The organism is Bradyrhizobium sp. IC4059 (assembly GCF_020193615.1).
GTDB classification, from domain to species: Bacteria; Pseudomonadota; Alphaproteobacteria; order Rhizobiales; family Xanthobacteraceae; genus Bradyrhizobium; species Bradyrhizobium yuanmingense.
The window spans coordinates 440,949-466,144 of the sequence record NZ_JADYVH010000003.1; the positions used below are offsets into that span (position 1 = coordinate 440,949).

The 25,196-nt window shown below is 61.5% G+C and carries 23 protein-coding genes and 2 pseudogenes; 9 read left to right on the forward strand and 16 right to left on the reverse strand.

What is annotated here, in order from left to right; translation table 11 throughout:
* Positions 1–7: 7 nt before the first annotated feature.
* The 3 genes and pseudogenes from epsC to I6F12_RS12310 all read right to left on the reverse strand — a co-directional run bounded on the left by epsC (position 8) and on the right by I6F12_RS12310 (position 1,918).
* A complete protein-coding gene (gene epsC / locus I6F12_RS12300) occupies positions 8–934 on the reverse strand; it encodes a serine O-acetyltransferase EpsC (RefSeq protein ID WP_225156422.1) in 927 nt (308 codons plus the stop codon).
* Positions 935–980: 46 nt separating this feature from the next.
* A pseudogene (locus I6F12_RS12305) lies at positions 981–1,554 on the reverse strand (flavin reductase family protein).
* Between the two features lie 46 nt (positions 1,555–1,600).
* Positions 1,601–1,918, reverse strand: a complete 318-nt coding sequence (locus I6F12_RS12310) for a hypothetical protein (RefSeq protein WP_225190499.1) — start codon at positions 1,916–1,918, stop codon at positions 1,601–1,603.
* Between the two features lie 110 nt (positions 1,919–2,028).
* On the opposite strand from I6F12_RS12310, the gene I6F12_RS12315 reads away from it, so the two are divergent.
* Complete coding sequence (locus tag I6F12_RS12315; RefSeq protein WP_225156424.1) at positions 2,029–2,316, forward strand: hypothetical protein; 288 nt, start codon at positions 2,029–2,031, stop codon at positions 2,314–2,316.
* 47 nt (positions 2,317–2,363) lie between these two features.
* Here the strand turns inward: I6F12_RS12315 and I6F12_RS12320 are convergent, their stop codons facing one another.
* Genes I6F12_RS12320 through I6F12_RS12340 form a run of 5 tightly spaced genes read right to left on the reverse strand, consistent with a single transcriptional unit; the run spans position 2,364 to position 5,454 of the window.
* Entirely contained in the window at positions 2,364–2,597 is a 234-nt protein-coding gene (locus I6F12_RS12320; RefSeq protein ID WP_225156425.1) for a hypothetical protein, read from the reverse strand.
* A 33-nt stretch (positions 2,598–2,630) separates the two neighbouring features.
* Positions 2,631–2,819 (reverse strand): hypothetical protein, encoded by a 189-nt coding sequence (locus tag I6F12_RS12325; protein WP_225156426.1) that lies wholly within the window; start codon positions 2,817–2,819, stop codon positions 2,631–2,633.
* 16 nt (positions 2,820–2,835) lie between these two features.
* The gene (locus I6F12_RS12330) at positions 2,836–3,840 is read right to left on the reverse strand and encodes an NrtA/SsuA/CpmA family ABC transporter substrate-binding protein (RefSeq protein ID WP_225156427.1); all 1,005 of its coding nucleotides are present in this window, start codon (positions 3,838–3,840) and stop codon (positions 2,836–2,838) included.
* Positions 3,841–3,856: 16 nt separating this feature from the next.
* Positions 3,857–4,585, reverse strand: a complete 729-nt coding sequence (locus I6F12_RS12335) for an ABC transporter ATP-binding protein (RefSeq protein ID WP_225156428.1) — start codon at positions 4,583–4,585, stop codon at positions 3,857–3,859.
* Positions 4,582–5,454: an ABC transporter permease subunit gene (locus tag I6F12_RS12340; RefSeq protein WP_225156574.1), complete on the reverse strand. Its 873-nt coding sequence runs from the start codon at positions 5,452–5,454 to the stop codon at positions 4,582–4,584. The genes I6F12_RS12335 and I6F12_RS12340 overlap by 4 nt, the downstream gene beginning before the upstream one ends.
* A gap of 264 nt (positions 5,455–5,718) precedes the next feature.
* On the opposite strand from I6F12_RS12340, the gene I6F12_RS12345 reads away from it, so the two are divergent.
* The gene (locus I6F12_RS12345) at positions 5,719–6,804 is read left to right on the forward strand and encodes an LLM class flavin-dependent oxidoreductase (protein ID WP_225156429.1); all 1,086 of its coding nucleotides are present in this window, start codon (positions 5,719–5,721) and stop codon (positions 6,802–6,804) included.
* A gap of 15 nt (positions 6,805–6,819) precedes the next feature.
* Here I6F12_RS12345 and I6F12_RS12350 read toward each other — a convergent pair whose 3' ends face one another.
* From I6F12_RS12350 to I6F12_RS12360, 3 genes and pseudogenes are all read right to left on the reverse strand, one after another.
* On the reverse strand, positions 6,820–8,160 hold the full coding sequence (locus I6F12_RS12350) for an LLM class flavin-dependent oxidoreductase (protein WP_225156430.1): 1,341 nt from the start codon (positions 8,158–8,160) through the stop codon (positions 6,820–6,822).
* A gap of 43 nt (positions 8,161–8,203) precedes the next feature.
* Entirely contained in the window at positions 8,204–9,169 is a 966-nt protein-coding gene (locus tag I6F12_RS12355; protein WP_225156431.1) for an aliphatic sulfonate ABC transporter substrate-binding protein, read from the reverse strand.
* Between the two features lie 193 nt (positions 9,170–9,362).
* Positions 9,363–10,763 (reverse strand): annotated as a pseudogene (locus tag I6F12_RS12360) (LLM class flavin-dependent oxidoreductase).
* Between the two features lie 251 nt (positions 10,764–11,014).
* On the opposite strand from I6F12_RS12360, the gene I6F12_RS12365 reads away from it, so the two are divergent.
* From I6F12_RS12365 to I6F12_RS12390, 6 genes are all read left to right on the forward strand, one after another.
* Positions 11,015–12,334 carry a PLP-dependent transferase gene (locus tag I6F12_RS12365; RefSeq protein ID WP_225156432.1) on the forward strand — a complete coding sequence of 440 codons (1,320 nt, stop codon included), beginning with the start codon at positions 11,015–11,017 and terminating at the stop codon, positions 12,332–12,334.
* A gap of 35 nt (positions 12,335–12,369) precedes the next feature.
* A complete protein-coding gene (locus I6F12_RS12370) occupies positions 12,370–13,167 on the forward strand; it encodes a MetQ/NlpA family ABC transporter substrate-binding protein (RefSeq protein ID WP_225156434.1) in 798 nt (265 codons plus the stop codon).
* 25 nt (positions 13,168–13,192) lie between these two features.
* On the forward strand, positions 13,193–13,444 hold the full coding sequence (locus I6F12_RS12375) for a hypothetical protein (protein ID WP_225156435.1): 252 nt from the start codon (positions 13,193–13,195) through the stop codon (positions 13,442–13,444).
* Between the two features lie 62 nt (positions 13,445–13,506).
* The gene (locus I6F12_RS12380) at positions 13,507–15,135 is read left to right on the forward strand and encodes an FAD-binding protein (protein WP_225156437.1); all 1,629 of its coding nucleotides are present in this window, start codon (positions 13,507–13,509) and stop codon (positions 15,133–15,135) included.
* Positions 15,132–15,452, forward strand: a complete 321-nt coding sequence (locus I6F12_RS12385; protein ID WP_225156439.1) for a ferredoxin family protein — start codon at positions 15,132–15,134, stop codon at positions 15,450–15,452. Before I6F12_RS12380 ends, I6F12_RS12385 begins: the two co-directional genes overlap by 4 nt.
* Positions 15,453–15,479: 27 nt before the next feature.
* Positions 15,480–15,827, forward strand: coding sequence for a DUF3088 domain-containing protein (locus tag I6F12_RS12390; protein WP_225156440.1), 348 nt, complete (start codon positions 15,480–15,482; stop codon positions 15,825–15,827).
* A gap of 26 nt (positions 15,828–15,853) precedes the next feature.
* Here the strand turns inward: I6F12_RS12390 and I6F12_RS12395 are convergent, their stop codons facing one another.
* Complete coding sequence (locus I6F12_RS12395; RefSeq protein WP_225156441.1) at positions 15,854–16,648, reverse strand: ABC transporter permease; 795 nt, start codon at positions 16,646–16,648, stop codon at positions 15,854–15,856.
* Between the two features lie 1,006 nt (positions 16,649–17,654).
* Here I6F12_RS12395 and I6F12_RS12400 point away from each other — a divergent pair.
* On the forward strand, positions 17,655–19,613 hold the full coding sequence (locus tag I6F12_RS12400) for a hypothetical protein (protein WP_225133305.1): 1,959 nt from the start codon (positions 17,655–17,657) through the stop codon (positions 19,611–19,613).
* A 343-nt stretch (positions 19,614–19,956) separates the two neighbouring features.
* Here the strand turns inward: I6F12_RS12400 and I6F12_RS12405 are convergent, their stop codons facing one another.
* The 4 genes from I6F12_RS12405 to I6F12_RS12420 form a co-directional block, all read right to left on the reverse strand.
* Positions 19,957–20,256 (reverse strand): hypothetical protein, encoded by a 300-nt coding sequence (locus tag I6F12_RS12405; RefSeq protein WP_225156443.1) that lies wholly within the window; start codon positions 20,254–20,256, stop codon positions 19,957–19,959.
* Positions 20,257–20,387: 131 nt separating this feature from the next.
* Positions 20,388–22,058 carry a hypothetical protein gene (locus tag I6F12_RS12410; protein WP_225156444.1) on the reverse strand — a complete coding sequence of 557 codons (1,671 nt, stop codon included), beginning with the start codon at positions 22,056–22,058 and terminating at the stop codon, positions 20,388–20,390.
* 4 nt (positions 22,059–22,062) lie between these two features.
* Positions 22,063–23,844 (reverse strand): hypothetical protein, encoded by a 1,782-nt coding sequence (locus I6F12_RS12415; protein WP_157784022.1) that lies wholly within the window; start codon positions 23,842–23,844, stop codon positions 22,063–22,065.
* A gap of 89 nt (positions 23,845–23,933) precedes the next feature.
* Positions 23,934–25,088, reverse strand: coding sequence for a patatin-like phospholipase family protein (locus tag I6F12_RS12420; protein ID WP_225133303.1), 1,155 nt, complete (start codon positions 25,086–25,088; stop codon positions 23,934–23,936).
* Between the last annotated feature and the right edge of the window lie 108 nt (positions 25,089–25,196).

Below are 25,196 nucleotides of genomic sequence, written 5' to 3' on the forward strand. Positions count from 1 at the left end.
AGAAGCCCTAGCCTTGCTTATTGCGGACCGTAGCCTGGGTCACGATGCTGTTCGGCGGCACACTGTGGGTCAGCCAGACATTGCCGCCGATCGTCGATCCGCGGCCGATGGTGATCCGGCCCAAAATCGTGGCGCCGGCATAGATGACGACGTCGTCTTCCACGATCGGATGACGGGCGTCGCCCTTGATCAAGCTGCCATCCTCGTCGGTCGGAAAGTGACGAGCGCCGAGCGTGACGGCCTGATAGACGCGGACGTTGTCGCCGATGATGGCGGTCTCGCCGATCACCACGCCGGTGCCGTGGTCGATGAAGAAGCCAGAGCCGATGCTCGCGCCGGGGTGAATGTCGATCCCGGTGCGGGTATGCGCGATCTCGGCGACCAGGCGAGCGATCAGCCGGGCGCCCAGCCCGTGCAGGATATGGGCGAGGCGGTGATGAATGATTGCCGTCATCCCGGGATAGCCGATCAGGATCTCGGGAAAATTCCGGGCGGCGGGGTCACCGACGAAGGCGGCCCTGAGGTCATTGATGAGAAGCCCGCGCACGATCGGCAGTCGCGAGCCGAATGTCCGGGTCAGTTCGACAGCGTCCTCGCGGCGGAATCCGGCGGTGAGCTCGTCGCCGATGAAGAGGGCACCGCGATGGATCTGGTCGCACAGCGAGTCCAGGGCGATGGCGAGGGTGTTTCCGACGAAATAGTCGATATTCTCGCCGTCCAGCTCGGAGCGACCGTAATGCCGTGGAAACAGTGCTGCCGTGAGGCCATCGAGGACTGCCTCCAGCGCTTCGCGCGATGGGGCCTGACGTGCTTCGCCGTCCCTGCGAATGCTGTGTGTCTCCTCCCGGGAGACGCGTGGCTCGGCCACGATCCGGTCGAGCTGCCACCGCCCGGACGTCGGCTCCAGGTCCGCTGTCGGAATTTCGCGTTTCATGCTGCCCTCGTTTTATGCCGGAGATCGAGAAGTGGCAGGAGCGCTCCTACCTCACATGCGCCAGGGGGATGCTGATCTCGGCGAGCAAATCCAGATCGAAATCCTGCTTTATCTCGATGTATTGACCGTTCCAGTATACCAGCCCCGACAGCTGGGGCGACAGTTCGAAGCTCAAGATGCTGCCGACGATGATCCCATGCGAATATCGCTCGATGATCTCCTCCACCTGGCACTCGACCGTGGCCAGTGAATGGCCAAGCAGGGGAACGCCGGACGGCCCAGCCGTCCAGGCGACGCCTTCATAGCGCTGGGCCCCCTTCAGCCTGCCATTGCTGAATCGGCTCGCGAGCTCCTGCTGGTCGGATCCGAGAATGTTGACCCCGAACACCCCTGTGACGCTCGATCGGGGCAAAAGACGAGGCCTGCCGATTGAGGCTGACCAGCACGCGCGGCGGACTCGTGCTGAGTGAGGTCAGCGACGTGACCGTCATTCCCGTGATGTCGGCGTCGCGGCCGGCCGTGATGATACTGACGCCACCGGCGAGCCGGCGCATCACGGCGCGGAATTGGTGCTCGATCTCATGGCTGTCAGTGACGAGATGGATGTCCGGCCTTCCCATGTCAGTCTCTCCTTGCGTCGGACCGTCGAATGCGGGGTCATCCTGCCTAGAAGAAGCCCTTCGCCGGCAGCGGCGTGCCGCTGATTTCGTATTGGCCGATCGAGCGCGCCTTGTAGGTGGTCGGATTGTGCGACGACAGCGTGCGAGCATTGCGCCAGTGCCGGTCGAAATTGGTGACCTTCTTGGTCGCCGACGCGCCGCCGACATCGAACAGCAGGCTGCCGCCGCGGATGGCGAAGTCGTCAGCGACGATCTTGGCCTTGGCCGAGAGCAGGGCGGCGGTGTGGGCGGCTTCCGCGGCGTTCGATGCACCGGCGTCGAAGGCATCGGTCGCGGCATCGAGCGCCTCGGCAGCCGCCAGCACCACCGTTTCGGCCGCGAACGCCCGCTGGCGATCTGGCCGACGGTCTGCTGCAGCAGGGGATCATCGGTCGGAACTTCTGTGGGCGCGTAATAGAAAGTACGCTTGCGCGAATGGATCAGGGCGGTCGCGTCGCGCAAGGGCGCGCGCGCGATGCCGGCAACGACCGCGGTCAGGAACAGCTGCGCGAACGTGTTGGAGTAAGGCACGCCGTAGCCGGTGTCGGGCGTGTCGAAGACGATCTCCTGGCGCTTGATCTTGACGTTGCGGAAATGCGTCGTGCCGGTTGCGGTGAGCCGCTGTCCGAGCCCATCCCAGTCGCCGACCAGCTCGATGCCGTCGCGCTTGATCGGGACGATGGTCGCGCCGCTGGTGCCATCAGGATCGGCGGCGCGGACTAGCACGTAATCCGAATACAGTGTGCCTGTGCTGTAATATTTGGTCCCGTTCAAGAGATAGTCGCCATTTCCGTCAGGCGTGAAGGTCGTACCCGGCGTGACATTGCCGACGCGGGGCTTTCGAGCTCGGTGGTGGCAAGCCCGATGATCGCGCCCTGCGCGACCGCCTTCTGCCACTCGCGGCTCTGCTCGTCCTTGGGCGTACGCACCAGCCGTTCCACCACGCTGAAATGGTTGCGCAGGATATGCGCGACATTGGCGTCGGCCTCGCCGAGGCGGATCACGAAAGCGAAGAGATCGCGGAGCGCCGCCGGCGCTCACTGGCAGCCGCAGCGCGCTGAGACGGCGCGGCGGATGAGATCGATGATTTCGAAGGGCAGCACGCGGTCGCGTTCTCGCGCGCTCGCACCTTCGGCGATCTGGTTGAGCAACGCTTCCAGCTCCGGCGAGCCGGCCTTGAACGGCTCGGATCTGCCGAGGGAGGGGGCGGATACGGTCTTGTTCATTGTCCTGACCTGTTAACTAGAGCTGGGCGAGATGGTCGGTGACCTTGACCGGCTCGGGCAGAACCTTGCGCGCGACCAGCCAGTCGGCGGCCTTTTGCAGCTCGCTGATGAAGCGCTCGTCATTGACCGCGAAGTAGCGGTACTTGCGTTTCAGCGCGATGAACTGATCGCGGACCTCGTCGCTGTACTTGCCCGCCTTCTGGGCGATGTACTCGGCCTCCTTTTCGTTCTCCGAGATCCACTTGCCTTCGGCGCGGAACGCATCGTTCACGGCACGCACCAGCGCGGGATTGTCGGTGGCGAATTTGCGGGTGGTCAGGTACGAGGTGTAGTCGATTTGGAAATCGAGATCGCGGCCTTCAACGAAGATGTTATGCGCCTTGTATTCGAGCCGCGCGATGTCGACGCCGGGGCTCCACATCGACCAGGCGTCGACCCTGCCGGAGGCGAGCGCAGGTGCCGCATCGGGCGGATTGAGATAGACGAACTTGACCTTGGACCGGTCAACCTTGTGTTTCTCGAGCGCGGCCACCAGCAGGAATTCGCCGAGGCCGGAGCGGTTGACCGCGACCGACTTGCCGACGAGGTCCTCGACCTTATCGATGCCGGAGCCGTCCTTGGCGATGATCGCCGTCGTGCGCGGCTCGTAGACCACGAACTGGGTGAACACCAGCGGCGAACCGGCGATGATCGCGGCCAGCGCCGGCGTCGTGCTGCCGCCGAAGCTGAAATCGGCGCTGCCGCCGGTGACGGCCTGCAATGTCGGGGCGTGGTTCGGGAAGGGCCCGAGCCATTCGACCTTGATGCCGTCCTTGGCCAGCACCTTCTCGAACTCGCCGCGTTCCTTGGCGATCAGATTGAGACCGCTCAGGCCCCAGGTCAGGCGAACAATATCGGTGATGCGGCCAGTTGCGGCCTCGGCAAAATCGCCGATGTTGAGGCCGGCGAGGGCGCCCACGCCGAAGGCCGCGGTGCTGAGAAAGCTGCGGCGGGACGGCTTGGCGATGGGAGAGTCGGACATGACCGCCTCCGTTGAATTAGTGGCTGGAGTGCGAATTCACGCCGAGCTCGGCAAGGAGCTCGCTACGCGAGATGGGTGTCGAGCCGTTTCGTGCGACGCGGTGCTCGTAGGAGATGGCGCCGTTCCGCATCACCAGGATGCGATCCGCCAGAGCAATCGCTTCGTCGACGTCGTGCGTGACGAGCAGAACGCCCGGCTGATGATTGGCGACGAGCTCGCGAACAAGCTCATGCATGCGGATGCGGGTGAGCGCGTCCAATGCGGCAAACGGCTCGTCGAGGAGCATAAGCTCTGGCTGCTGCACCAGCGCGCGGGCCAGCGCGACGCGCTGGGCCTGTCCGCCGGACAGATTGCGCGGCCAATCGTCGAGACGGTCGCCGAGGCCCACCTCGGTCAACGCTTCGGCGGCGCGCTCGCGTGCGTCCGGCACCTGCAAACCAAGCGAGACGTTGCGCCAGAGGCTGTCCCAGGGCAGAAGCCGGTGCTCCTGGAATACCACCGCCGGCCGGCGCGGCGCGACGATGCGCCCACCCTGGATCGAGTCCAGACCCGCGAGCGCCCGCAGCAATGTCGTCTTGCCGCAGCCGCTTTCGCCCAGCAGGGCGACGAACTCTCCCCGTTCGATGCGCAGGTTCAGCTTTTCGATGACGACGCGGCTGCCGTAGCTGCGCACGAGATTGTTGACGACGACGGCCGGTCCGGCTTCGAATGGAGCGGCCGGCAGCGAAGCGACGTGAGCGTTCATCGTGCTGCCCCATAATTCGGATGCCAGGCGAGAAGGCGCCGTTCGAGAAAGCGTGCAATTCCGTCGGCCGCGACGCCGATGAGCGCATAGATCACGATGGTCAGCACGATCACGTCGGTGCGCAGGAATTCACGCGCGTCCATGGCGAGAAAGCCGATGCCCGACTGGGCGCCGATAGTTTCAGCGACGACCAGCGCAAGCCATGCCGTCGCGAGCGCATAACGAACCCCGGTCAGGATCGACGGCAATGCGCCGGGAAGGATGATACGGCGGATCAGCTGAAGCGAGCTCAGGCCCTGGACGCGACCGAGTTCGAGCAGTTTGGGATCGACCTGGCGAATACCGAGGACCGTGTTGATGTAGATCGGGAAGGTGACGCCGAGGGCCACCAGGAAGATCTTTTGCGTCTCACCGACGCCAAGCCAGACGATGACCAGAGGCAGCGCTGCGAGGAACGGGATGGCCCGGATCATCTGCACGCTGCGGTCGATCAGAGCTTCGGCGATGCGGGAGAAGCCGACGAGAATGCCGAGGCCGCCACCAACGGCCGTGCCGATCACGAATCCTGCCGCCGCCCGCAGCAAGCTCACGCCGAGATCGTTGAGCAGTGTGCCCGTGGTTGCGAGCTTGAAGGCCGTGCGGATCACCTTGCTCGGTGCGGGCAGAACTTGCGGCGAGAGCCATCCTGCCTGCGCCAGCCATTCCCAGATGACGACGAGCACGACCGGCGCCAGCCACGACAGAAGCTGAAGGCCGCGAGTGCCAAGGTTGCTTTTCGTGGCGGCCGGAGCGAGTGCGCCGCCGCCGCTTTGCGATGACGGCGCGCGGTCCGCACCGATCACGGTGCGGTCGATGCCGCTCAGTTCCATATTGCTCAAGACCGAGACCTCGTTTCACGCACTGCATGTGATGCAGAAGGCGCGACGGCAATCACCTGCCGTCTTTACAAAATGTCCCACGAAATCGGGCTGGCAGAAATAGAGCGGTATTTCAATTGTCGTCGGCTCCGGAGTGATCTGCTGTCGTAGCCGCGCGGATGCGCGACAAAGAAAATCTTTTGACGCGCGTCTGCTTGAACTTGCGCCAGCGATTGGCGAGAACGCTCAAAGTCGAGAGAGTTACGGGAGAGCATGATGACGGCTGCACCTCTTCGCTTCGGCATCTGGGCGCTGGTGCACGGGCCGCGTGCCGCGCATCAGGACCCGGAGGAGCCCTATGATGCCTCCTGGGAGCGCAATCGGGATCTGATCCTAGCAGCCGAGGAGCTCGGGTATGATTCGACCCTGATCGCGCAGCACACGATCAATCCGCATCAGGAGGATCTCGATCAGCTCGAAGCCTGGAGCGCTGCTGCAGCGATTGCGGCGCTGACCAAGCGCATCGAGATCATTGCCGCCATCAAGCCATATCTCTATCACCCCGTGGTGCTCGCCAAGCTCGCGCTCGGCATCGAGAACATCAGTCGCGGTCGGTTTGCGATCAATCTGGTCAATGCCTGGAATCGTCCGGAGCTGGAGAAGGCGGGGATCAGCTTTCCCGAGCACGATGCCCGCTATGCTTACGGCAAGGAATGGATCTCCGTCGTGTCCCGGCTCATGGAGGGCGAGCGCCTCAATTTCAGCGGCGATCACTTCAACGTCACGGACTATGCGCTGCGGCCGACCAGCCTGTACCGCAAGCGCCCCGCCATCTATGTCGGCGGGGAATCCGAGCCCGCGCGCGATCTGGTCGCAGGCCATGGCGATGTCTGGTTCATCAACGGACAGCCGCTCGATGACGTCGCCGGGCTGATCGCCGACGTCGCCGCGCGCCCTCGCGGTTCCGCGCCGCCTTTGCGCTTCGGTCTGTCCGCCTTTGTCGTGGCACGCGAAACCCGTGAGCAGGCGCAGGTCGCCTATGAGCGGCTGCTCAGCCTCGCGGCCAAGGACGCGCCGATGAAGGCGATCCAGAAGCAGAATACCGACCCGAAAGTCGTGATGATGCAGACGATGCAGAAGACGCCGCGGGTCGGCAGCAACGGCGGCACGGCCGCGGGGCTGGTCGGCAGTTACGATGAGGTTGCGGCGCGCATCGAGGCATTCCATGCCGCCGGGATCGAGCTCTTCATGCTGCAATTCCAGCCGTTCGAGGCAGAGATGCGGCGGTTTGCAGACGAGATTATTCCCCGCGTCCGAGCGCGGCAATCAACTGGGCCTGCTGCGAAGCTGGCCAGTCGATAGGGTAACTGGTTGCGATCAGGCCGAGGCGACCGCGGGCGGCTGCTTTGCGTAGCGGCTCGTCGGCCGTGCCAAACCAAAATGGTCGCGCAATGTCGTGCCCGTGTACTCGGTTCGGAACAGACCGCGCTTCTGCAGGATCGGCACGACGGTATAGACGAAGGTCTCCAGGCCCGTGGGCAGAACGTCCGGCATCAGGTTGAAGCCGTCCGCGGCGCCGGCCTTGAACCAGGCCTCGATATCGTCCGCGATCTGCTCCGGCGTCCCGACGATGATGCGATGGCCAACGCCGCCGCCGAGCGCGCGGATCAATTGGCGGACCGTGAGATTTCCGCGGCGGGCAAGGTTCACGGTGCCCTGGAACATGGTGTGATTGGCATTCGCCGGAAGCGGCAAGGGGTCGGGAAGCGGCTTGTCGAGTTCAAGCAGGGCAGGGTCGATCTGAAGCGTGCCGGCAAGACGCGCCAGGCTGTATTCGATCGGGACCAGTTCCCAAAGCTCATCCTGCCGCCGTTTTGCTTCGGCTTCGGTGCTGCCGATGACGGTCGCAAGTCCCGGCAGGACGACAATGGAATCACCGGGGCGGCCGTAAGCCGCGGCGCGCGTGCGCAGATCGCGCGCATAGGCGACGCCTTCCTCGATCGACTGCGCCAGTGTGAACACGGCCTCCGCATAGGCGGCGGCGAAGTCGCGGCCGTCGCTGGAGCCGCCCGCCTGCACCGTCACCGGACGTCCCTGCGGCGAGCGCGGCACGTTCAGGGGACCGGCGACTGAATAATGCGGCCCGCGGTGGGCGATTGGGTGTACTTTCGACGTATCGACGAACCTGGCGCTGGCCTTGTCGCCGACGAAGGCGTCGTCCTCCCAGCTGTCGAACAGGGCGTGGACGACCTCCGTGAATTCCTTGGCCCGCTCGTAGCGGGCCTTGTGTTCCAGCGCGCCCGTGAGGCCGAAATTGCGGCTCGACGCGGCATCTGCGGTGGTGACCGCGTTCCATCCCGAGCGCCCACCACTCGCGTGATCGAGCGACACGAAGCGGCGCGCAATGTTGTAGGGCTCATTATAGGTCGTCGACACCGTCCCGATCAGGCCGACACGCGTTGTGGCGGCCGCGACCGTTGCCAGAATGATGGTCGGCTCCAGCGACGTGAACGACCGGTAGTCGATGCGATCATTCACGGCCGGCGAATCCGCCAGAAAAATCGCGTCGAGCTTGCCGCGCTCGGCAATCTGCGCCACCCGGACGTAGTGCCCGAGGTCGAAGAATGCGCGCGGATCACTGTCGGGTAGGCGCCAGGCTGACGGATAGACGCCGGAGTGAAGCAGGTTGACGTTCAGGTGTAGTTGGCGTGGCGACATGAAGATTCCAAAGGTCGGCAGCCGAAGCCGCAAATTGCCGAGATCAAGACCCTTTCGGCGACCAGATCTTGATGGTCGTGGTGTCGAGTTTCACCGGGATCAAACCCTCGGCGTGGAATGCATCGGCAATGCGCTGCTGCTCCGACAGGCCTGGTCCGGTGACCGCGCCCACCTGATAGGAGCGGTGGCTGTTGGCCTCCTCGACAATCGCCGCGTCGATGCCCCAGAGCCCGGCCAGCAACGTGGCTGCGTCCTTCGGCTGGGCCTTGACCCATTTTCCGGTTGCGGCGAGTTTGGCGAAGATCACGTTGAGAACCTGATCGTGCTTATCCGCATAGGCGGCCGACGCGAGGTAATAGCGCTTGTAGCTCGCAAGGCCGTTGCTGCCGTCGGACAGGATGCGGCCCTTGGTCTGATGCAGGGCGCTAGTCAGGAACGGATCCCAGGCGACCCAGGCATCGACATTGTTGCTGACAAACGCCGCACGGCCGTCTGCCGGTGTCAGATAGGCGGGCGTGATGTCCTTGAAGCTGAGCCCGGATTTCGCAAGCGCCGCAAGCAGCAGATAGTGGCTGCCGGCGCCCTTGGTCACCGCGATCTTCTTGCCCTTGAGATCGGCAACGGTCTTGATGGTTGTAGACTGCGGCACGACGATCGCCTGCGCTGCCGGCGAGGCAGCTTCCTCGGCGACATAAGCGAGCTTGGCGCCGGCGGCCTGCGCGAAGATCGGCACGGTGTCGGCGACATCAGCGCCGAAATCGATGCTGCCGATGTTGATGGCTTCCAGCAGCGGCAGGCCGCTGGTGAACTCGTGCCACGAGATGGTGACGCCGAGCGGCGCGAGCGCCTTCTCCAGCTCGCCGTTCGTCTTCAGGATCGCCGTCAGCGTCGAAGATTTCTGATAGCCGATGCGGATCTCTTCGGACATCGCGGGCTGAACGGACGCCATGGCGATGAGGCCGAGCGCGGCCGCGACGAAGGCCCGCAGGCAGGAGATGAAACCAGACATGAACAATGATCCTGAAGCTAAGCCGCTTTGGCGACGCGTTTGACAAACTGCAGGGCGCAATGTGCAGGCAAGCCAGGCCGTGTTGCAATTTCAGAATGCCGTTCAGTTTGAGAAGGAAGCGTCTCCGATCGGACACAATCTGAGAAGGGAATTTTCCAGGCGATGCAGCCTGTTATCTAAATCGGCCCGCCCGCTATTCGGCGGCATCGGATCGCAGCGTGTCGGCTGAGCACCGAAAGCCCGCTCCGGGATGCGTTGTGTGGAGCCCCGGGCCGCGTCCCGGGAACAGCTTTTCGCGCAGTGTGCCGTCGCGATAGGCGGTCTTGTACACGCCGCGCGATTGCAGCTCCGGCACCACGAGATCGACGAAGGCGTTCAGCGATTCCGGCGCGACCAGGCGGAACAGGTTGAAACCATCGACATCGGTCTCGTCAGCCCAGGCGATCAGCTCGTCGGCGACGTCCTGCGGCGAGCCGATCACGAAGGGTGACCTCGCGCCGGCGCGTCTCAATCTGGCGAGATCGCCGACGTTCACCGGCCGGTCGCTCCGGACCCTAAAGTTTTCGACCATCGACTGGATGGCGTTGCTCTCGACATATTCGATCGGCTGGTCCGGCCGATAGGTCGAGAAGTCGATACCGGTCCAGCCCGACAGCAAGGCGAGCTGGCCGGTCTGGTGGACATGCCGTGCGTAGTCCTCCAGCAGATCGTTCGCCTCGACCCGCGTCGGCGCCACTATCACGGTCGCGCCGGCAAACAGGCGGATGTCGTAGGGATCGCGGCCATAGGTCTTGGCGGCTTCGCGTATCTCGCGAACGGCGCGGGCCAGGATCGGCTTGGTCTGGCCGTTGAGAAAGATCGCTTCCGCGTGCTGGGCGGCGAAGGCCCGGCCGCGCTTCGAGGTGCCGGCTTGGTACAAAAGCGGGGTTCGCTGCGGCGAAGGCTCGGCGAGATGGATGCCATCCTCCTTGAAATAGGGGCCTTCATGCAGAACCCGGTGGAGCTTTGAGGGGTCCGTGAAGATGCGGCTGCCGCGGTCACGGCGAACCGCGTCGTCCTCCCAGCTTCCCTCCCATACTTGTAGGCCGCGGTGAGAAAGTCCTCGGCCGCGTCATAGCGGTCGTCGTGGGCGCGGCCGGCCGGAAGACCCATGCCGCGCGCGCCGCTATCGAGATAGCCGGTGACGATATTCCAGCCGATCCTGCCTTTCGTGAGATGGTCGAGCGTCGAAAACCTGCGTGCGAGTTGATAGGGATGCTCGAAGGTCAGGTTGGACGTGATGCCAAAGCCAAGATGGCTGGTGACGAGCGCCATGGCGGACACGAGCAGCGTCGGGTCGGCGTTGGGCAGCTGAACAGCGTGCAAGGCCGCAGCATCGGGATTGCCGCCATAGACGTCATACACGCCGAACACGTCGGCCAGGAAGATGCCGTCTAGCAGTCCGCGTTCCGCGGTCCTGGCGTAGTCGACCCAATAATCAAGCGTGTTATAGTCGATGGACGCATCGCGCGGATGAGACCACAGGCCGGCCCAATTGTGGCTCGGTGCCGTCATGTTGAAAAGCGTTGAAGCGCAGCTCGCGCGGTCTCGTCATGGTTTGGCCCGATCGTTGATCGCGAAGCACATCCGCTTCGCGTGATCATTTTTAGCATCTTGCGTAAGCGAGTTTGTTTCCAATTCGGCGAAGGCGCGGAAACAAACGCGTTGCGAGGCGGCGATGATGCAGCACGTGCATCGCTATTTTTCTGACACGCTCGACAGAGGCGGAATCCGGCCGCATCATTTTCATCGACGAGCACGGCTTGCCGCGCATCACGCGCGCTCTCGAGATCAAAAGGAAAAGCGATGGCCTTGGAAACTCGGAATTTCGAGACGCTGGCGTTGCACGGTGGATCGTACCGCAGCGATCCCGCCACCGGCGCAGTGGCGGTTCCGATCTACCAGACCACCTCATTCCAATTCGAGAACGCCGATCATGCCTCGCGCCTGTTCACGCTGGAGCAACTGGGCCCGATCTATACCCGCATCGGCAATCCGACGCAGGAGGCGTTCGAGACGCGGCTTGCCGCTCTGGAGGGCGGGGCGGCCGCTCTTGCCGTCGCGTCGGGACAGACGGCCTCCGCCTTCGCAATCTTCAACATCGCGCAAGCCGGCGACAACATCGTGTCCTCGACCGATCTCTACGGCGGAACCTGGACGCTGCTCTCGCAGACCCTGAAGCAGTTCGGCATCGAGGTGCGGTTCGTCGATCCCGCCGATCCCGAAAACGTCCGCCGCGCGACCGACGCAAGGACGCGGGCCTATTTCGGCGAGACGCTGCCGAATCCCAAGCTGAACGTGTTCCCGATCAAGGAGGTCGCGGATATCGGCCGCTCGCTCGGCGTGCCGCTCATTCTCGACAACACGGCCTCGCCACTGATCGCGCGTCCGTTCGAGCACGGTGCCGCGGTGGTGGTTTATTCCACAACCAAATATATCGGTGGCCACGGCACCGCGATTGGCGGCGCCATCGTGGACGGCGGCAATTTCGACTGGGCTGCCCATGCGGAGCGCTTCCCGCTGCTGAACAAGCCTGACGAGGCCTATCACGGCGCGATCTGGACCGAGGCGGCGAAGCCGCTTGGCCCGATCGCCTACATCCTGCGGGCTCGCGTCAAGCTGCTGCGCGACCTCGGCGCAGCCATTGCACCACAAAACGCCTTCCAGTTCATCCAGGGTCTCGAGACCTTGCCGCTGCGCATCCGCCAGCACAACGAGAATGCGGTGAAAGTCGGGAACTTCCTCGCGAAACATCCTTCGGTGTCGAACGTGATCTTTCCCGGCCTGCAGACCGGAGAGAACCGGCGCCGGGCGGATGCCTATCTGAAAGGTGGCTACGGAGCCCTCGTCGGCTTCGAGCTGAAGGGCGGCGTCGGGGCCGGTCGTCGCTTCATCGATGCGCTCAAGCTGTTCTATCACGTTGCCAATATCGGCGACGCCCGGTCACTCGCCATTCACCCGGCGTCGACGACGCATCAGCAATTGACCGCCGCCGAGCGGCCCGCCGCCGGCGTCACGCCAGGCTATGTCCGCCTATCGGTCGGCATCGAGCATCCCGACGACATCTTGGCGGATCTCGGCCAGGCGTTGGCGCAGGCTGACGCCGGTGCACGCAAGGCCGCGTGAGACGCGTCAACTGATTTGCAATGGGAATTGAGGACATGAAAGTACTTCGTCGTACCGCTCAGGCAGCAGGTCTCTGGCTCGCATTCACGGCAGCCGCCCTTGCCGGCGAACCGCTGAAGATTGCCACCAGCGCCGGCCCGGTAGCCCAATTGGCGTCCTTTGCCGCCAAGCTCGCCAAGGAGAAGGGGCAGGACGTCAAGATCGTCGAGCTGTCGGACTGGGTGGCGTTGAACGAGGTCGTGAACAGCGGCGAGGTCGACGCCAATCTGTTCCAGCATGCGACTTGTCTTGCTCTTCAGAACAAGCAGCGCGGCTTCAACCTGGTGCAGGCCGACAAGGTCGGCGTCATCGCGCCGGTCGGGTTGTTCTCGAAGAAGATCAAGAAGCTCGACGAGATCAAGTCTGGCGATAGCGTTGCCATTCCGAACGAGCCGCTCAACGGTGCCCGCGGTTTGATCCTGCTGGAACGGGCTGGGCTGATCAAGCTTGCGCCCGGCAAGGGCTTTTCGGTCAGCAAGTTCGACATCATCGAGAATCCAAAGAACCTCAAGATCGTCGAGCTCGACCCCGCCCAGACCTATCGGTCGCTGGACGACGTAACGCTGGCGCTCGTCAACATCACTTACCTCATTCCGGCCGGCGGCGATCCCAAATCGGCCCTGATCATCGATCGCACCGCTGACGATGGCCTCGTGCTGCGCTTCACGGCCCGGCCCGACAAGAAGGACGATCCGCGCCTGAAGGCATTCATTCAGGTGTTCAACTCGCCGGAGGTGAAGCAATTCATTGAGGAGAAGATCCCGGCGTTCATTCCGGCTGGTTTCAGCAGCTAGCGCGCCCTTGAGGGAAAGCTTCGGCATGATCTATGTCGTCGACGTGAATCAGATGAGCTTTGCCTTCGTGGCCGGTAGTGAGAGCCACGCTTTGGAGATCGCGGGATCGCCGGCGTTTGTGCAGGCTCTGGGGCGCTTCTTCCTGAATCGACAGGGCTTGGAGGCGTTGAACCGCCGCCCGCGTGCCGCAACCGTTCAGGAACTTGCTCTCTTCAACGACATGTCGTCCGAGTTCGCGGATGCCACGGCGGACGTCCTGGTTGCCCGCGTAGCGTAGCTTTGCAGCAGATTGCGCGTGGCGGCCGAAGGGTTGAGCAGAAATGAGGTTGGAGACGAGTGATGACGAAGCCACCTGATCGTGCCGAGAAGCTGTCGAGTTCGGTAGGATCCGTCGTGTTCGACGCGGATGTGCTGGTGCTCGGTGGCGGTCCCGCGGGCACATGGGCCGCGATCAGCGCCGCCGAGCATGGTGCGCGTGTCGTGCTGGCGGACAAGGGGTTCTGCGGCACGTCAGGCGCGACCGCGGCTGCCGGCACCGGTGTCTGGTATGTCGACCCCGCTCCGGAGCGCCGCGAAGCCGCGATGGCCAGCCGTGAGAAACTCGGCGGCCATCTCCAGGATCGCCGCTGGATGGCGCGCGTGCTGGACCAGACCTATGCCCAGAGCAACCAGCTCGCCGAGTGGGGCTATCCTTATCCCGTCGATGACGAGGGCAAGCCGCAGCGCAATTCGCTCCAGGGCCCGGAATACATGCGCCTGATGCGCAAGCGGACCAAGCAGGCCGGCGTAACCATCCTCGATCATTCGCCCGCGCTCGAGCTGCTGGTCGACGGCAACGGTGTGGTGGCGGGAGCTTCGGGCCTGCGCCGCCAGAAGGGGGATCGCTGGGCGGTGAACGCCAAGGCCGTGGTGATCGCCACCGGCGGATGCGCCTTTCTCAGCAAGACGCTCGGCTCGAACGTGCTGACCGGGGACGGCTATCTCCTCGCCGCGGAAGCGGGTGCGGAATTCACCAGCATGGAGTTCTCCAACGCCTACGCGATCTCGCCGGCCTTCGGATCGGTGACCAAGACCTTGTTCTACAGCTGGGCCAGCTTCACCGACGAGCAGGGCAGCGTCATCCCCGGAGCGTCATCGAAAGGCGGCCGCTCCGTGATTGCGCGCGCACTCCGTCAAGGTCCCGTGTACGCCCAGCTTGACCAAGCCGATGCCGAGACCCGGCGGCACATGCGTGTGTCGCAGCCGAACTTCTTTCTCCCGTTCGACCGCACCGGCATCGATCCCTTCACGCAACGTTTTCCGATCACGCTGCGCCTCGAAGGGACCGTCCGCGGCACCGGGGGTTTGCGCATCATCGACGACAGTTGCGCGACGACCGTGCCAGGTCTCTACGCGGCAGGCGATGCTGCGACCCGCGAACTGATCTGCGGCGGCTTCACCGGCGGCGGCAGCCACAATGCGGCCTGGGCGATGTCGTCAGGCTATTGGGCCGGTCAGGGCGCCGCAGAGTTCGCGCGCCAGCTGGGTACGACAAGCAGGCGCCAGTCCTTCCGGCGCGGCACTGTTGGTCTGCGCTCCGGCAATGCGCGGCCATTGCAGGGCGGCGCGCTCGCGCGGAGCGTTCAGGACGAGGTGTTCCCCTACGAGATGAATTACTTCCGCGAGGCCGGGCGACTGGGTAGGGCGCTCCGTCGGCTGGATGCATTGTGGTCTGATGCCTCGGCTGCCGATGCGCCAGGCGAGCAGGAGCTGCTACGTGCACGCGAAGCGGCCGCCATGCTCGCGACCGCGCGTTGGATGTATCGCAGCGCGCTGGCGCGTCAGGAAAGCCGGGGCATGCACCGCCGCGACGACTACCCCGAACAGGACGACCGTTACCTCCATTTCGTGACGACCGGCGGGCTTGACGACGTCTGGACATCGGCGCGCCCGTTGGGGTCTAAGCAATATGCGGAGGCCGCGGAATGATCGAGGTCATCGATGCCGAACGGTGCACGGCCTGCGACATCTGTGTGAACGTGTGCCCGACCAATGTCTTCGACAAGACGGACGGCATTCCCAGGATCGCGCGCCAGAGCGACTGCCAGACCTGTTTCCTGTGCGAGCTCTATTGTCCTGAGGATGCGCTGTTCGTCTCGCCGTTCGCCGACGCGCCGCAGGCGGTCGACGTGGCCGCGTTGAAGGAGGCGACCCTGCTGGGCAGTTATCGGCGAGCGGTGGGCTGGGTCGAGGAGAGCCGGCACCTGCGAACGGCCGATCGGAGCTATCGGCTGTTCGGCCATTGAGATTCATGTCGTCTCTGGAGGTCGGCCATGAGCGGAGATCGCCTCTTTCTGTTGAAGCCGGGATTTGAAGATCCCGAGCGGCCGGGCCGCTTCTTCGTCTGCCCGCACTGCAACGCGATCGAAGGAGTGCTGGCGTCGTTTCCCGGATTGGCAACGCAGATCGAGGTGCACCGCCTGCCGTTCGCGCGTCCACGAACGGCCCTCATCGAAATCCTGGGCGAGCAGCATCAATCGCTTCCGGTTCTGGTGTTCGATGAGAGCCGGCCGGTGCCTGAGGACGCAGGCGTTGCCAACGGCCGGCGCTTCATCGATTCCTCGGAGCGAATACTCCGCTATCTGGCCGATCGCTACGCATTCCCGCATGTTCACCATTAGGACCGATCGGGATCGGCGGCATTCCCCTAGGTTTGCACCTGTCCCCAGCGCTGGACCGTGATCCGCGTCAGGCTCCGGAAGATCACGCCCTCCACAAGGAGGCCAATCAGGATCACCGTGAGCAGTCCCGCAAAGACGCTCGCCGTCTCCAGCTGCGCGCGGCTGGTGTAGATGAACCAGCCGATTCCGCCGGACCGCGCGCTGACGCCGAAGACGAGTTCCGCCGCGATCAGCGTGCGCCAGGCGAACGCCCACCCGATCCGCAAGCCCGACAGGATCTGCGGGAAGGCCGCTGGCACCAGGATCTCCGCGACGAACCGGCCGCCCGAGAGGCCGAGGTTGCGGCCGGCCATTCGCAGGGTCGGCGGCACGGCGAGGAAGCCGCCGTAGCAGGCGAGGGCCACCGGCCACAGAGCTGAGTGCACGATGACGAAGATGAGGCTCGGCGGTCCCACGCCGAACCACAGCAATGCGATGGGCAGCAGCGCGATGGCCGGAAGCGGGTTGAACATCGGCGTCAACGGGCCAAGGGCCTCATTACCCCAGCGCGACAAAGCGGCGAGGGTCGTCAGCACCGGTGATGAGACCCGCAGCGAGGTCGCTGCACGGTTCGGTAGTTCGCCCGACAAGATGGCCGACCACAACGCCGACAGCGTCGCGCCCAGGGTCGGCAGCAGAAGCGCGTTGTCGAGCCAGCGCGCATAGAGCTCCCAGGTGAGCGCAAAGCCGGCGAGGATGACGAAGCGCCGCCAGGGCGTTCCCGCAAGCGCACGCCGTAGCGCGGGCGCATGAACGAGTTTGGGGGCCGCGATGTCAGACATGGTCGATTTCCGGTGCGGAAAACAGGGTCTCCTGGATCCGCCGCTCCAGCTCGCCAACCTATGCGTCGACCGGCCTCGTCGACGTCATGCATGTCGGCGCGGCTCAGACGATCAATCTGTTTGGTACTGATGACCAGAAGGAATGCTGGCTCAACACGAACAATGGTGCGTTGCTTAGCACATACTCGACAAGCGAACGCGCCACGGGCGGCCATCGGTGGTACAATCTATCCGAGGCTTCACGCGAAGGTGACAATTATCTTCTAAACGCCGAAAAATCGTTCGCCAGATCCCCCGCGAATAGCTTCGAGACATACGAGCTCAGATATGTCCTCATCTCGGACCCCGCAGGACTGGCTCTAACGTTGCCGCCAGTGCTGGAAGATCGCGGCAAACATTTGAGAAAAGATAAATTGTTGAAGTTCGCCACGTCCGGCGGCATTCGTGGCCGAACTCATTATTCAGCGGGGGCGAAGGCGGGGCCGGGCGGGCTGACTTTCGTGTCCTCTATCACCGCAAACGCGGGGCACAGTTCTGTACATTACGTACGGACCTGTGCCTCTAATCGATCGCCGAATTCAGCTAACCGACCATGACGGCAGCTTGTGCACTAACCTGAATTAAACGGTGGGGCGGTACGAGATGATGACCAAAACGCCAACACATCACCTCGATTGGCCTGGGCGATATTCGACCTGGCCTTGCGTTCGCATCGCGCGTTTCTTGGGGTGAACGCGCAGCATTGCTTCATTCTATCGGACATGTCGCTGGAAAGCGGCGAGATGTCGGGCGTCCACGATCGGCACCGCGTTCGTCCACGCCAGAGGCTCAGTCGCGTATCCGCAGCTGAGGATGGGAGTCGCCTAGCGCGACCCGCCTTCACAACGATCGAGCCGAAGGTAACTATGTCCTTGTGGTGTTTGACGGCCTGAAGAGCCACACCCGCTTTAGTTGCGAATTGTGGTGGCGTTGATAAACTCCCTAAACGCGCAACTAGGGGGCAACGATGTCCGCGTATGAACCCACTCCCGAGGAGCGGCAAAAAGTCGCCTTCGACGCCCTTCAGGCTCTTGCTGGAGCTGACGTCACGCAAAAGCGCCTACTTGCCGCGTTGGCTATGGGGACTCCAAGTATCGAAGCGACAAGCTATCTCATCAAGAGCCGCGTCAAGGATCACAAGAAGCTCGTCGAGAAGGTGTTCGAGCGGCGGCAGAGTAAACCAACTTATCAAGCCAAGGATGTCACAGATATCATCGGCCTGCGCATCCTAACGCTGTACCGTAGTGACCTACAAAGCGTGCTACAGCGATTTCTCAAATTCGTTGAACTGGCTCGCAACGAACCCCTGGAACTTTTCTTCGGAAAATCGGTCAGTGAGGTGGTCGAGGAGCTGATCATATATGGATATCCTTACGAGCAATCGCTCTGCCAAGCGCTGGTCTCGCAGCTCAAAAAGTATGACTTAGTGCTAGATGGCAAGCGCATCCGGCACGAGCCAAAGGACAATGGCTACTCGTCTATTCACATCATCCTGCGGGCTCAAGGCTCCCTCGGCGAAACGCGATTTCGCGTCCCGGTCGAGGTACAAATCCGCACCGTTCTGGAGGACGCGTGGGGCGAGGTCCAACACGAGCTGATGTATAAATCTCGTTTCGGTAATCCAGAGAAGGCCACGGATGGCCTACGCAAGAGCGCGAGTGATCAGCTCCGGAACTGGAAAGATCTACTCGACTCGTGCGGAAATACCGCCGATATTATCAAGGAATTGATTAAGGAGATCTATAAGTCCGCAGATTCCGAATCGGGTCGAGCATTTCCCTCCATTGACAATCGTCAACTAACTAAGCTTGACCTGTCACCGGATATCCAGAAAGGCGTCAATGAGGCTGTCGAGCGCATCGACGCACTGTTCAGCAGTGTGCGGAATACGACCAACAATTTGCCTCGCGAACAAGGCATCACCGAGCTCGCAGAGATTGCAATTACCCTGCAAAACTCGCTCGAAAACGTAGGCTCACATTCGAAACGCGACGATGCAATTTATTATCTCAATATGGAGATCGCACTTTGTCTGCTCTGGATTGGTCGTCTTCTGCAGGAGCTCGCACTGGAAAACTCCGAATCTGGCTTCCTAGTATCGTCTGATCTGCGTGGAAAGATGCGAGCGGCGCACGTGCTCACTCGGTCCGGTGATGAGGTCAAGGACTTTCCCTTCGCGATAGAAAGCCTCGACGAAGCAGCTCGGCGCTATTTTGCTCTTGAGAATACTGCAAGTCATCCTCCTGACGCGCTACTTGCATTTCGGCTAGGCGAAGTTCTATCTGCTCGGGACGAGCCGGAGCTTGCGCTCAGCAAGTTCGAAGAAGCCATGGAACTGCTTGAAAAAGATCCGCAATTTCTGTCCGGCAACCCTATGCGGAGCTATATCGCTCGCCGCCTTGGATTTGCATATTGGGAGGCGGCCGAGACCATCCGGCAGAAAGGGATGGAAATTGGCAGCACTGACTTCATGCTAACCAAGCGTCGCGATGCCTACGCCGGCGCAATTCGCGTTACCAAACAGGCCTTCGATGCTGCAAATGCAGCCCTCCAGACCTCGGCAGGAGGAGCTGAGATGCAGCGCGAGGTCCGCCTTTCGGCAAACAACCTACTCTATTATTCAATAGAGTTTTTACGGGCTCGGGGTGCCGCCGAGACGCTCGAGCAACTGGGCTTGAGCCGTAAGAATTGGGGAGACCTGCTTAAGGTTATAGTTCCCGCTGCTGCCGATTTGGATCGGCAAGAACTGCCAGCTGTTGTCGACACGATTCGGGAGGTGGCTCGCCTGTCAGGGGACCGCGACCTAGAAATTCGCGCGGCCCATCGCGTGATAATGCTGCTCGAAAAAGGCGACTGGCGGACGCGGTACCCAGCGGAGTTGTTGCAATCCATGCTAGAGGAAGCGAGAAACTCGCTGAAAACTTAATCTTAACTTGCAACAGGTCTAATAGCGGCGGAACTTGAGCGTTGCGACTGCGTTGACAGTGGTCGTCTTAGGCCCTATGTTTATGATCCTCTGAAAAAGGTAAGACGAATCAATGGCTAAGCCTGTTCTTTGGTAGTTTGAGACTGCCATCAACCCTTCGATATTGCCCGACGACGATCGGAGAATGTTTTTCTTCGAAGCTTTTGCGCGTCGATTTGTTTGGTATCGTCCTGTGCGCGGCCTCCTGACCCGATCATTGGAGTTCATTCTGAAGGCCGGGTCAGGTAAGTGATTTCTCAATGGTCCGAAGTGACTGTTGCCCCAGTTCCATGGTTCAGGAGTGTCAGCTTAGGGCGGCGTAGTATCCCACGGACAGCTGACCTTCCCCATATTTCGACGGCGAACCCGCTATCACGCGTGAAAGAAACTTGCCCCAATCCCTCTGACTGAGTTCGCCCGGCTTACCCGCGCGCTTTGCGGCGTCCGCCTTAAGAAGCTCAAGCGACTTGTCGGCCCGGAATACTCGTCCATTTGTTTTTCGAGAAGACGGGCGAGGACAGAGGAAGGGCATATTCCAATGTTTGGTATTGCGCGCGAATTCCTCTTTCACAGGAATCATCGCAACGAGTTCGGGACTCGTCATCAACTCGAGACCTGCAGCGCGCAACGTTGCATTGTGACTAGCGTGGTGATCTGCCCTGGCGGACCACCGTTTCCATCGACAAAGCTAAAGCTTGGCGTTTCATCCTAACTTAAAGCGAAGCTGTGCGCGGCTCACGTGAGCGGCACTGAATACTCCACATACAGTGGCGCGACGCCTGAATGAGCCGATTTGGGGCCGAAGCCAAGACGGGAGAAGAAATTCTCCCAGTCGTCCCGACTGAGTTCGCCTGGTTTGTCCTGACGACGATCTCGGTCGGCCCTCAGATCATCCACAGACTTGTCTGCACGCAAAACTCTTCCCTTTGTTCTTTCCAGAAGACGTGTCAGCAGAGAGGGGAATGGCATGTTCCAGTGCTTGGTCTTGCGAGCGAATTCCTCTCTCACCGGGATCATGGCGACAAGATCTGGATGGGTCATGAGCTCAAGGCCGTTGGCCCGCAGCGTCGCATTATGGCTAGCGTGATGGCCCACCTTGTACAGCACCGTCGCCGCGAGAAGTTTCTGTATGTCAATGGCGGCGGGATCCTCTCGCTTGGTGCCGCTCGGCCAAACGTATTGCTGCCAAGACTCCCAGTTTCCGACCTGCGCATCTCCTGGGAAAAGCAGGACGCGAGGATCAGTTTTGCTTCCGAACGCGAAAGCGAGAACCAAGCTGGTGTTGTTGGTGTCGGAATCGAGCTTCAGAGCGAGCTGTTCCGCGGCGCCGAGCCAATCGCGATCGATACGCCGCCAATCTTCCCGTTCGGAAAAATAGGCCTGGTTCCGTTCCCCTTCGACTTCCGAAAGCCGGCGAAAATGCTGGTTGTCAAAGGGCATTGAAAGTTCGATGGTTCTGGCTTCATCAGCATCAAGCGAAATGGTTTCCTTCTCCAGTTGAACCGCAGCTGCCAAATAGACGCCGAGTCCAGCGCTCTCGTCGGTCAGGTAGACCTCTCCCTTTCGCGGGTTGCTGCGGAGGAGCAGCTTGGTGTCCTTCGGAGGACCAAGAACGTACGCTTCGACGGGAATTCCGGCGGGCAGGGGAATCGGATCCGCCCCTGGCGTGAAGTATCTGACCTTTTTGGCAAGGCCCTTGAGCATCGTCAGAATGGCTCCGGTATCCATTCTCGATGCAGCCACACCTGGCGATTGACCGGTAAACGCGAGTAGCTCTCTTACTTCATCGCGTTGTCCTCCGCCTCTTGGCGCTGTTGCTGCCTCTTCATCATCCTCCTCCGGAGCGGCTGCGGCCGGCCCGAAGTGCTTGTCAAGCGTCAGCAGGAGCTGAAGTGCTTTTTGCCGTCGCGCGCGGATCCGTGCCGCATCCGCATCCTTGTCGTTCTCCGTCCAGGCGAGCCAGAGCTCATCGATCTCGAACTTTCGGAAAATAGTCTCCGCCTGACAGAATCCGGATAGATGGTCCCAATGTTCATGGGTGATTACCAACACATCGAGATGAGAACCCGTCGCTTTTGCTAGGTCGCCGGCGATCTCGTTCATAATGTCCGACGCGGATGGCATCCCTTGGAGCGCCCCGCAATCGATCAAGATTTTCACGTCCCGTTCCGGTCCGGCGGGAATCCTGATCAGGAAACAGTCGCCGAGGATATTGTTGTACATGCGAACAGAGATGTGGCCGGGCCTGGCTCGTGCAGCTGTTGTGGCTGAAGCCGCGTCCACCTCGCTGTCAACTCCCGTATCAGGAGATGGAGCGGACTGGGCACCTCTTTTGCGCGCCGGCTTTTTGTCTTTTGTCTTTTTCGCCGTCGTCCGCTTTGCAGCCTTCTTTCGTGCGCTTGACATGGCGTTATCCGTTCCGGTGCAGAAAGGCGAACGGCTCTTCGCGGGAATCGAGACCGAAATAAGTAGCCCCGAGCGACTCCGTCTCACGCTCGAACAGAAATCGCCTCTGCGCTTCGAGACGCGATGCGCTTAGAATGTCCTTGCTTACGATGTATCGAACTTTTGCCGAATGAAGATCGATGATCAGGGTACATCCACCACGGAAGATGAAGTCCGCCGCGCGCGACCGGTGCCCTGATGCATCGACGTTCGTTTGCTCCTGGGCATCGCTGAAGCCTCTTCGCTCCTGGACGATCTCGACCACAAGCTGCGGAAGTTCCTCGCCGTCGGGACCGATACGACGTGTGGTTCGGACCGACTGGACATCAAAGGCAGGTGCCCCGCCATCCTTGATCGACCGCCTGATCGTCTTCGGCGCATCGTCGTCAAGCGCCAATCCCATCTTGCGAAGGGTTTCCGCCGGTAACCGGCTTCGGTCCTTCAGGCGTCCATAGAAGGCCGCTGCGTTGTCGATGGCTTGCTTCCAGAGATCTTCACGGCTTTCCTTATGGCTCGTGTCGATTCCATCAAGCCATCCCAGAGCTACGTCCTCATCCGGTTCCTCCCACAACAGGCTGTCGACTGCCAGGGATCGGCAATCCCGCGGGTAGATGCCCCTTCTTCTGAAGGCTTCAACAAAAGCAATGCGGTATCCACGATCGTCATCAGCGACAAGATCGCTATCAGCCGTCACAACGCCGCGCAGGAAGTCGCCGAACGTGATGTCGACGGGAGGAAGATAGTCGAGCGCACGGATGCACATCCGCAGGACATGGCCTGCCGTCTTGTTCGCCTCAGCGGTCAAACGATTCAGCAGATCGGGATGAAGATCTCGGTCGGGGAAGCGCTCGCCCTCGCCTGTAACCATCCGGATCAGGTCCGCCACACGGGTTCGATAAATGGTTACGAATGCGTCGAAGACGGCCGCAACCAGAATGGCGCCGCGCTCGTGCGGCTCCGTCACATGCGCAATCGCCCGCGCGTCCGGAAGACCGGTCGCCCGATCGATCTTGTCGATGCCATCTCGGAGAGCTCCGTAATTGCCGATCGCCTGACCGAACTGCAGCGCAAGATTGCTGAGCAGCGAGCGCTGCGAAAGGTCGCCACGTAGCCGTCCAATCTGGTTCTTGACGGCTTCGGGCATGGTAAAGTGCTGCAAGAGGGCTACGATGTCCGCGAATGCCTCATGGAACGCCAACGAGTCAGGGTTGCTCGGCTCAAGATACATTCTGTGCATGCCGTCCAAGATCGCGTGACTCATCTCGTGCGCGATAATGTCGTGCGACAGACAAGAAAAGATCATTCCGCCCGGCAAGTTATTGCCAACATCCTCCCCGCTGGCCCGGAAGTAGCCGAACAACAGAGCTCGTTTTTGCGGACTGTAGTATGCGTTCGCCTCGCGTAGCGCGTGTGGATGGATGCGAAGTTTGCCGATATAGGTCCTGCGCTTATATGCAGTCAGATCGTCTTTTCGCGCCCATCTCCACGCCCAAAGAACTCGTCGACCAAGCGCGCGCTCAAAATTACGGATCGTCGTCATGCCGATCGCATAAACCATCTGTTGATGGAATTGCGGGTTGCCCTCCGATGGCGCGTGCCCGTCTTGCGCCAGCAGCTGCGGTGAGTTCAGATTGACCGGTTCATAAAACGCGTCGCTAGCCGGGTCTACGTCAATCACCTCAAGGTATTCGCCCGTTGGACCAGCCTCAAGTTGCTCCCAGGGCACCTTGATGACTGCCGCGTTCATGGTGGCGGTCCGCAGATCCGTCGACGCGGAAGGGTCGAACGCGTAGACGCGTAGTCGACGGAACGCGGGAGAGCTGGGCTCGCGCACCATCAATATCCTCCAGCAAAAGGAAATTGCGTCGGAGGGGTGATGGCGACACCAAGCTTGTTCTGCAATGCCGGATCAATATGTGCACGCAGAGCTGCATCGCAGATGGCGTAACCCCAGTTCATTAGCCGATCCTGTAAATTCCTGGGCACCGCCTCAAGTCTGGTCGGAACCTCGGCGAGGGGGATTGGATTGCGGGTCGAGCATCCAAGTGGATCCTGGCCGAGCTTGTAGTCGGCGAAGGACGTCCGAATGCCCCAATATGTACCCGTGTGGTCCTTGCGTTGGAACGAGTCGATCAGGTGTCGCTTGCGCAAGCTCCTGACCTGATTGTCCACCGTATCAAGCACCCGCAAGGAGTGGCGGGTCCAATCTCGATGCGGATCAGGCTCGGGAGCGATTTTCTGACCTGCGTCACTGACGAGCAACGTCGTGTATCTCTTCGAAATCGTCTCCAGGCCGAGATTGTCGTACACTCCGCCATCGCTCAGGATCGCCGTCTTCGTGTAGGGCTCACGATGAAGGTCGGCGCCAGGAGTGTTCACGACGTCTTGTGTGATATCGAGCTCGCACGGCGACAGGATCGGAGGAAAGGCCGAGGACGCAGCCACGGCTTTCGCAAGCGCAACATCCGGGCGGTTCACCAATCCTACCCTGTAGTCGCCCATGTAGTTGCGCGAAAAGCGCCAGAGAGCCGCCGTCTGAATGTTCGTTGCGTTTATGACGAAGCGCGGATTGCCCGGTTGGCCGTCGTCAGGAAGATCTGCAAGTGTCGCTCCCTTGAAGGCGAGATCGTCATAAGCCTTTGCAACGCGGTCGCTGATAGACCCGGGCAGCAAGATTCCCCCGATGATCGCACCGGCGTCAATTGTCGTATTAGCCATTGCTCTGATTTTGCTGACGACGATGTCGAAGTTGGTTGCAACATCGTTCTGGAAATTCAGATCTTTCCAGTTTGCAGCGAGTATCCCAGCCGTGATCGAGCCGCCGGAGACGCTGGAGATCCGTTTGATCTTCCGCAGCAGCGATAGCTCGTTCAGTCGGATCAGTGCCCCGACATGGAAAACCATGGCACGGTAGCCGCCCCCAGAGAGTGCAAGGCCAATTCCGTCTTCCGGTTGGGAGGGGGCTCTGTCGATGAACTCGTCCACAGACATCAGAAAAGCTCCAATAGTTTTATACTGAGGAGTTGGGCTTAGAGGAGCATTCCATCAACGGCATGCCGCTCCGCAATATGCTTACGAAGGTACAAAGTAGGTCTTATG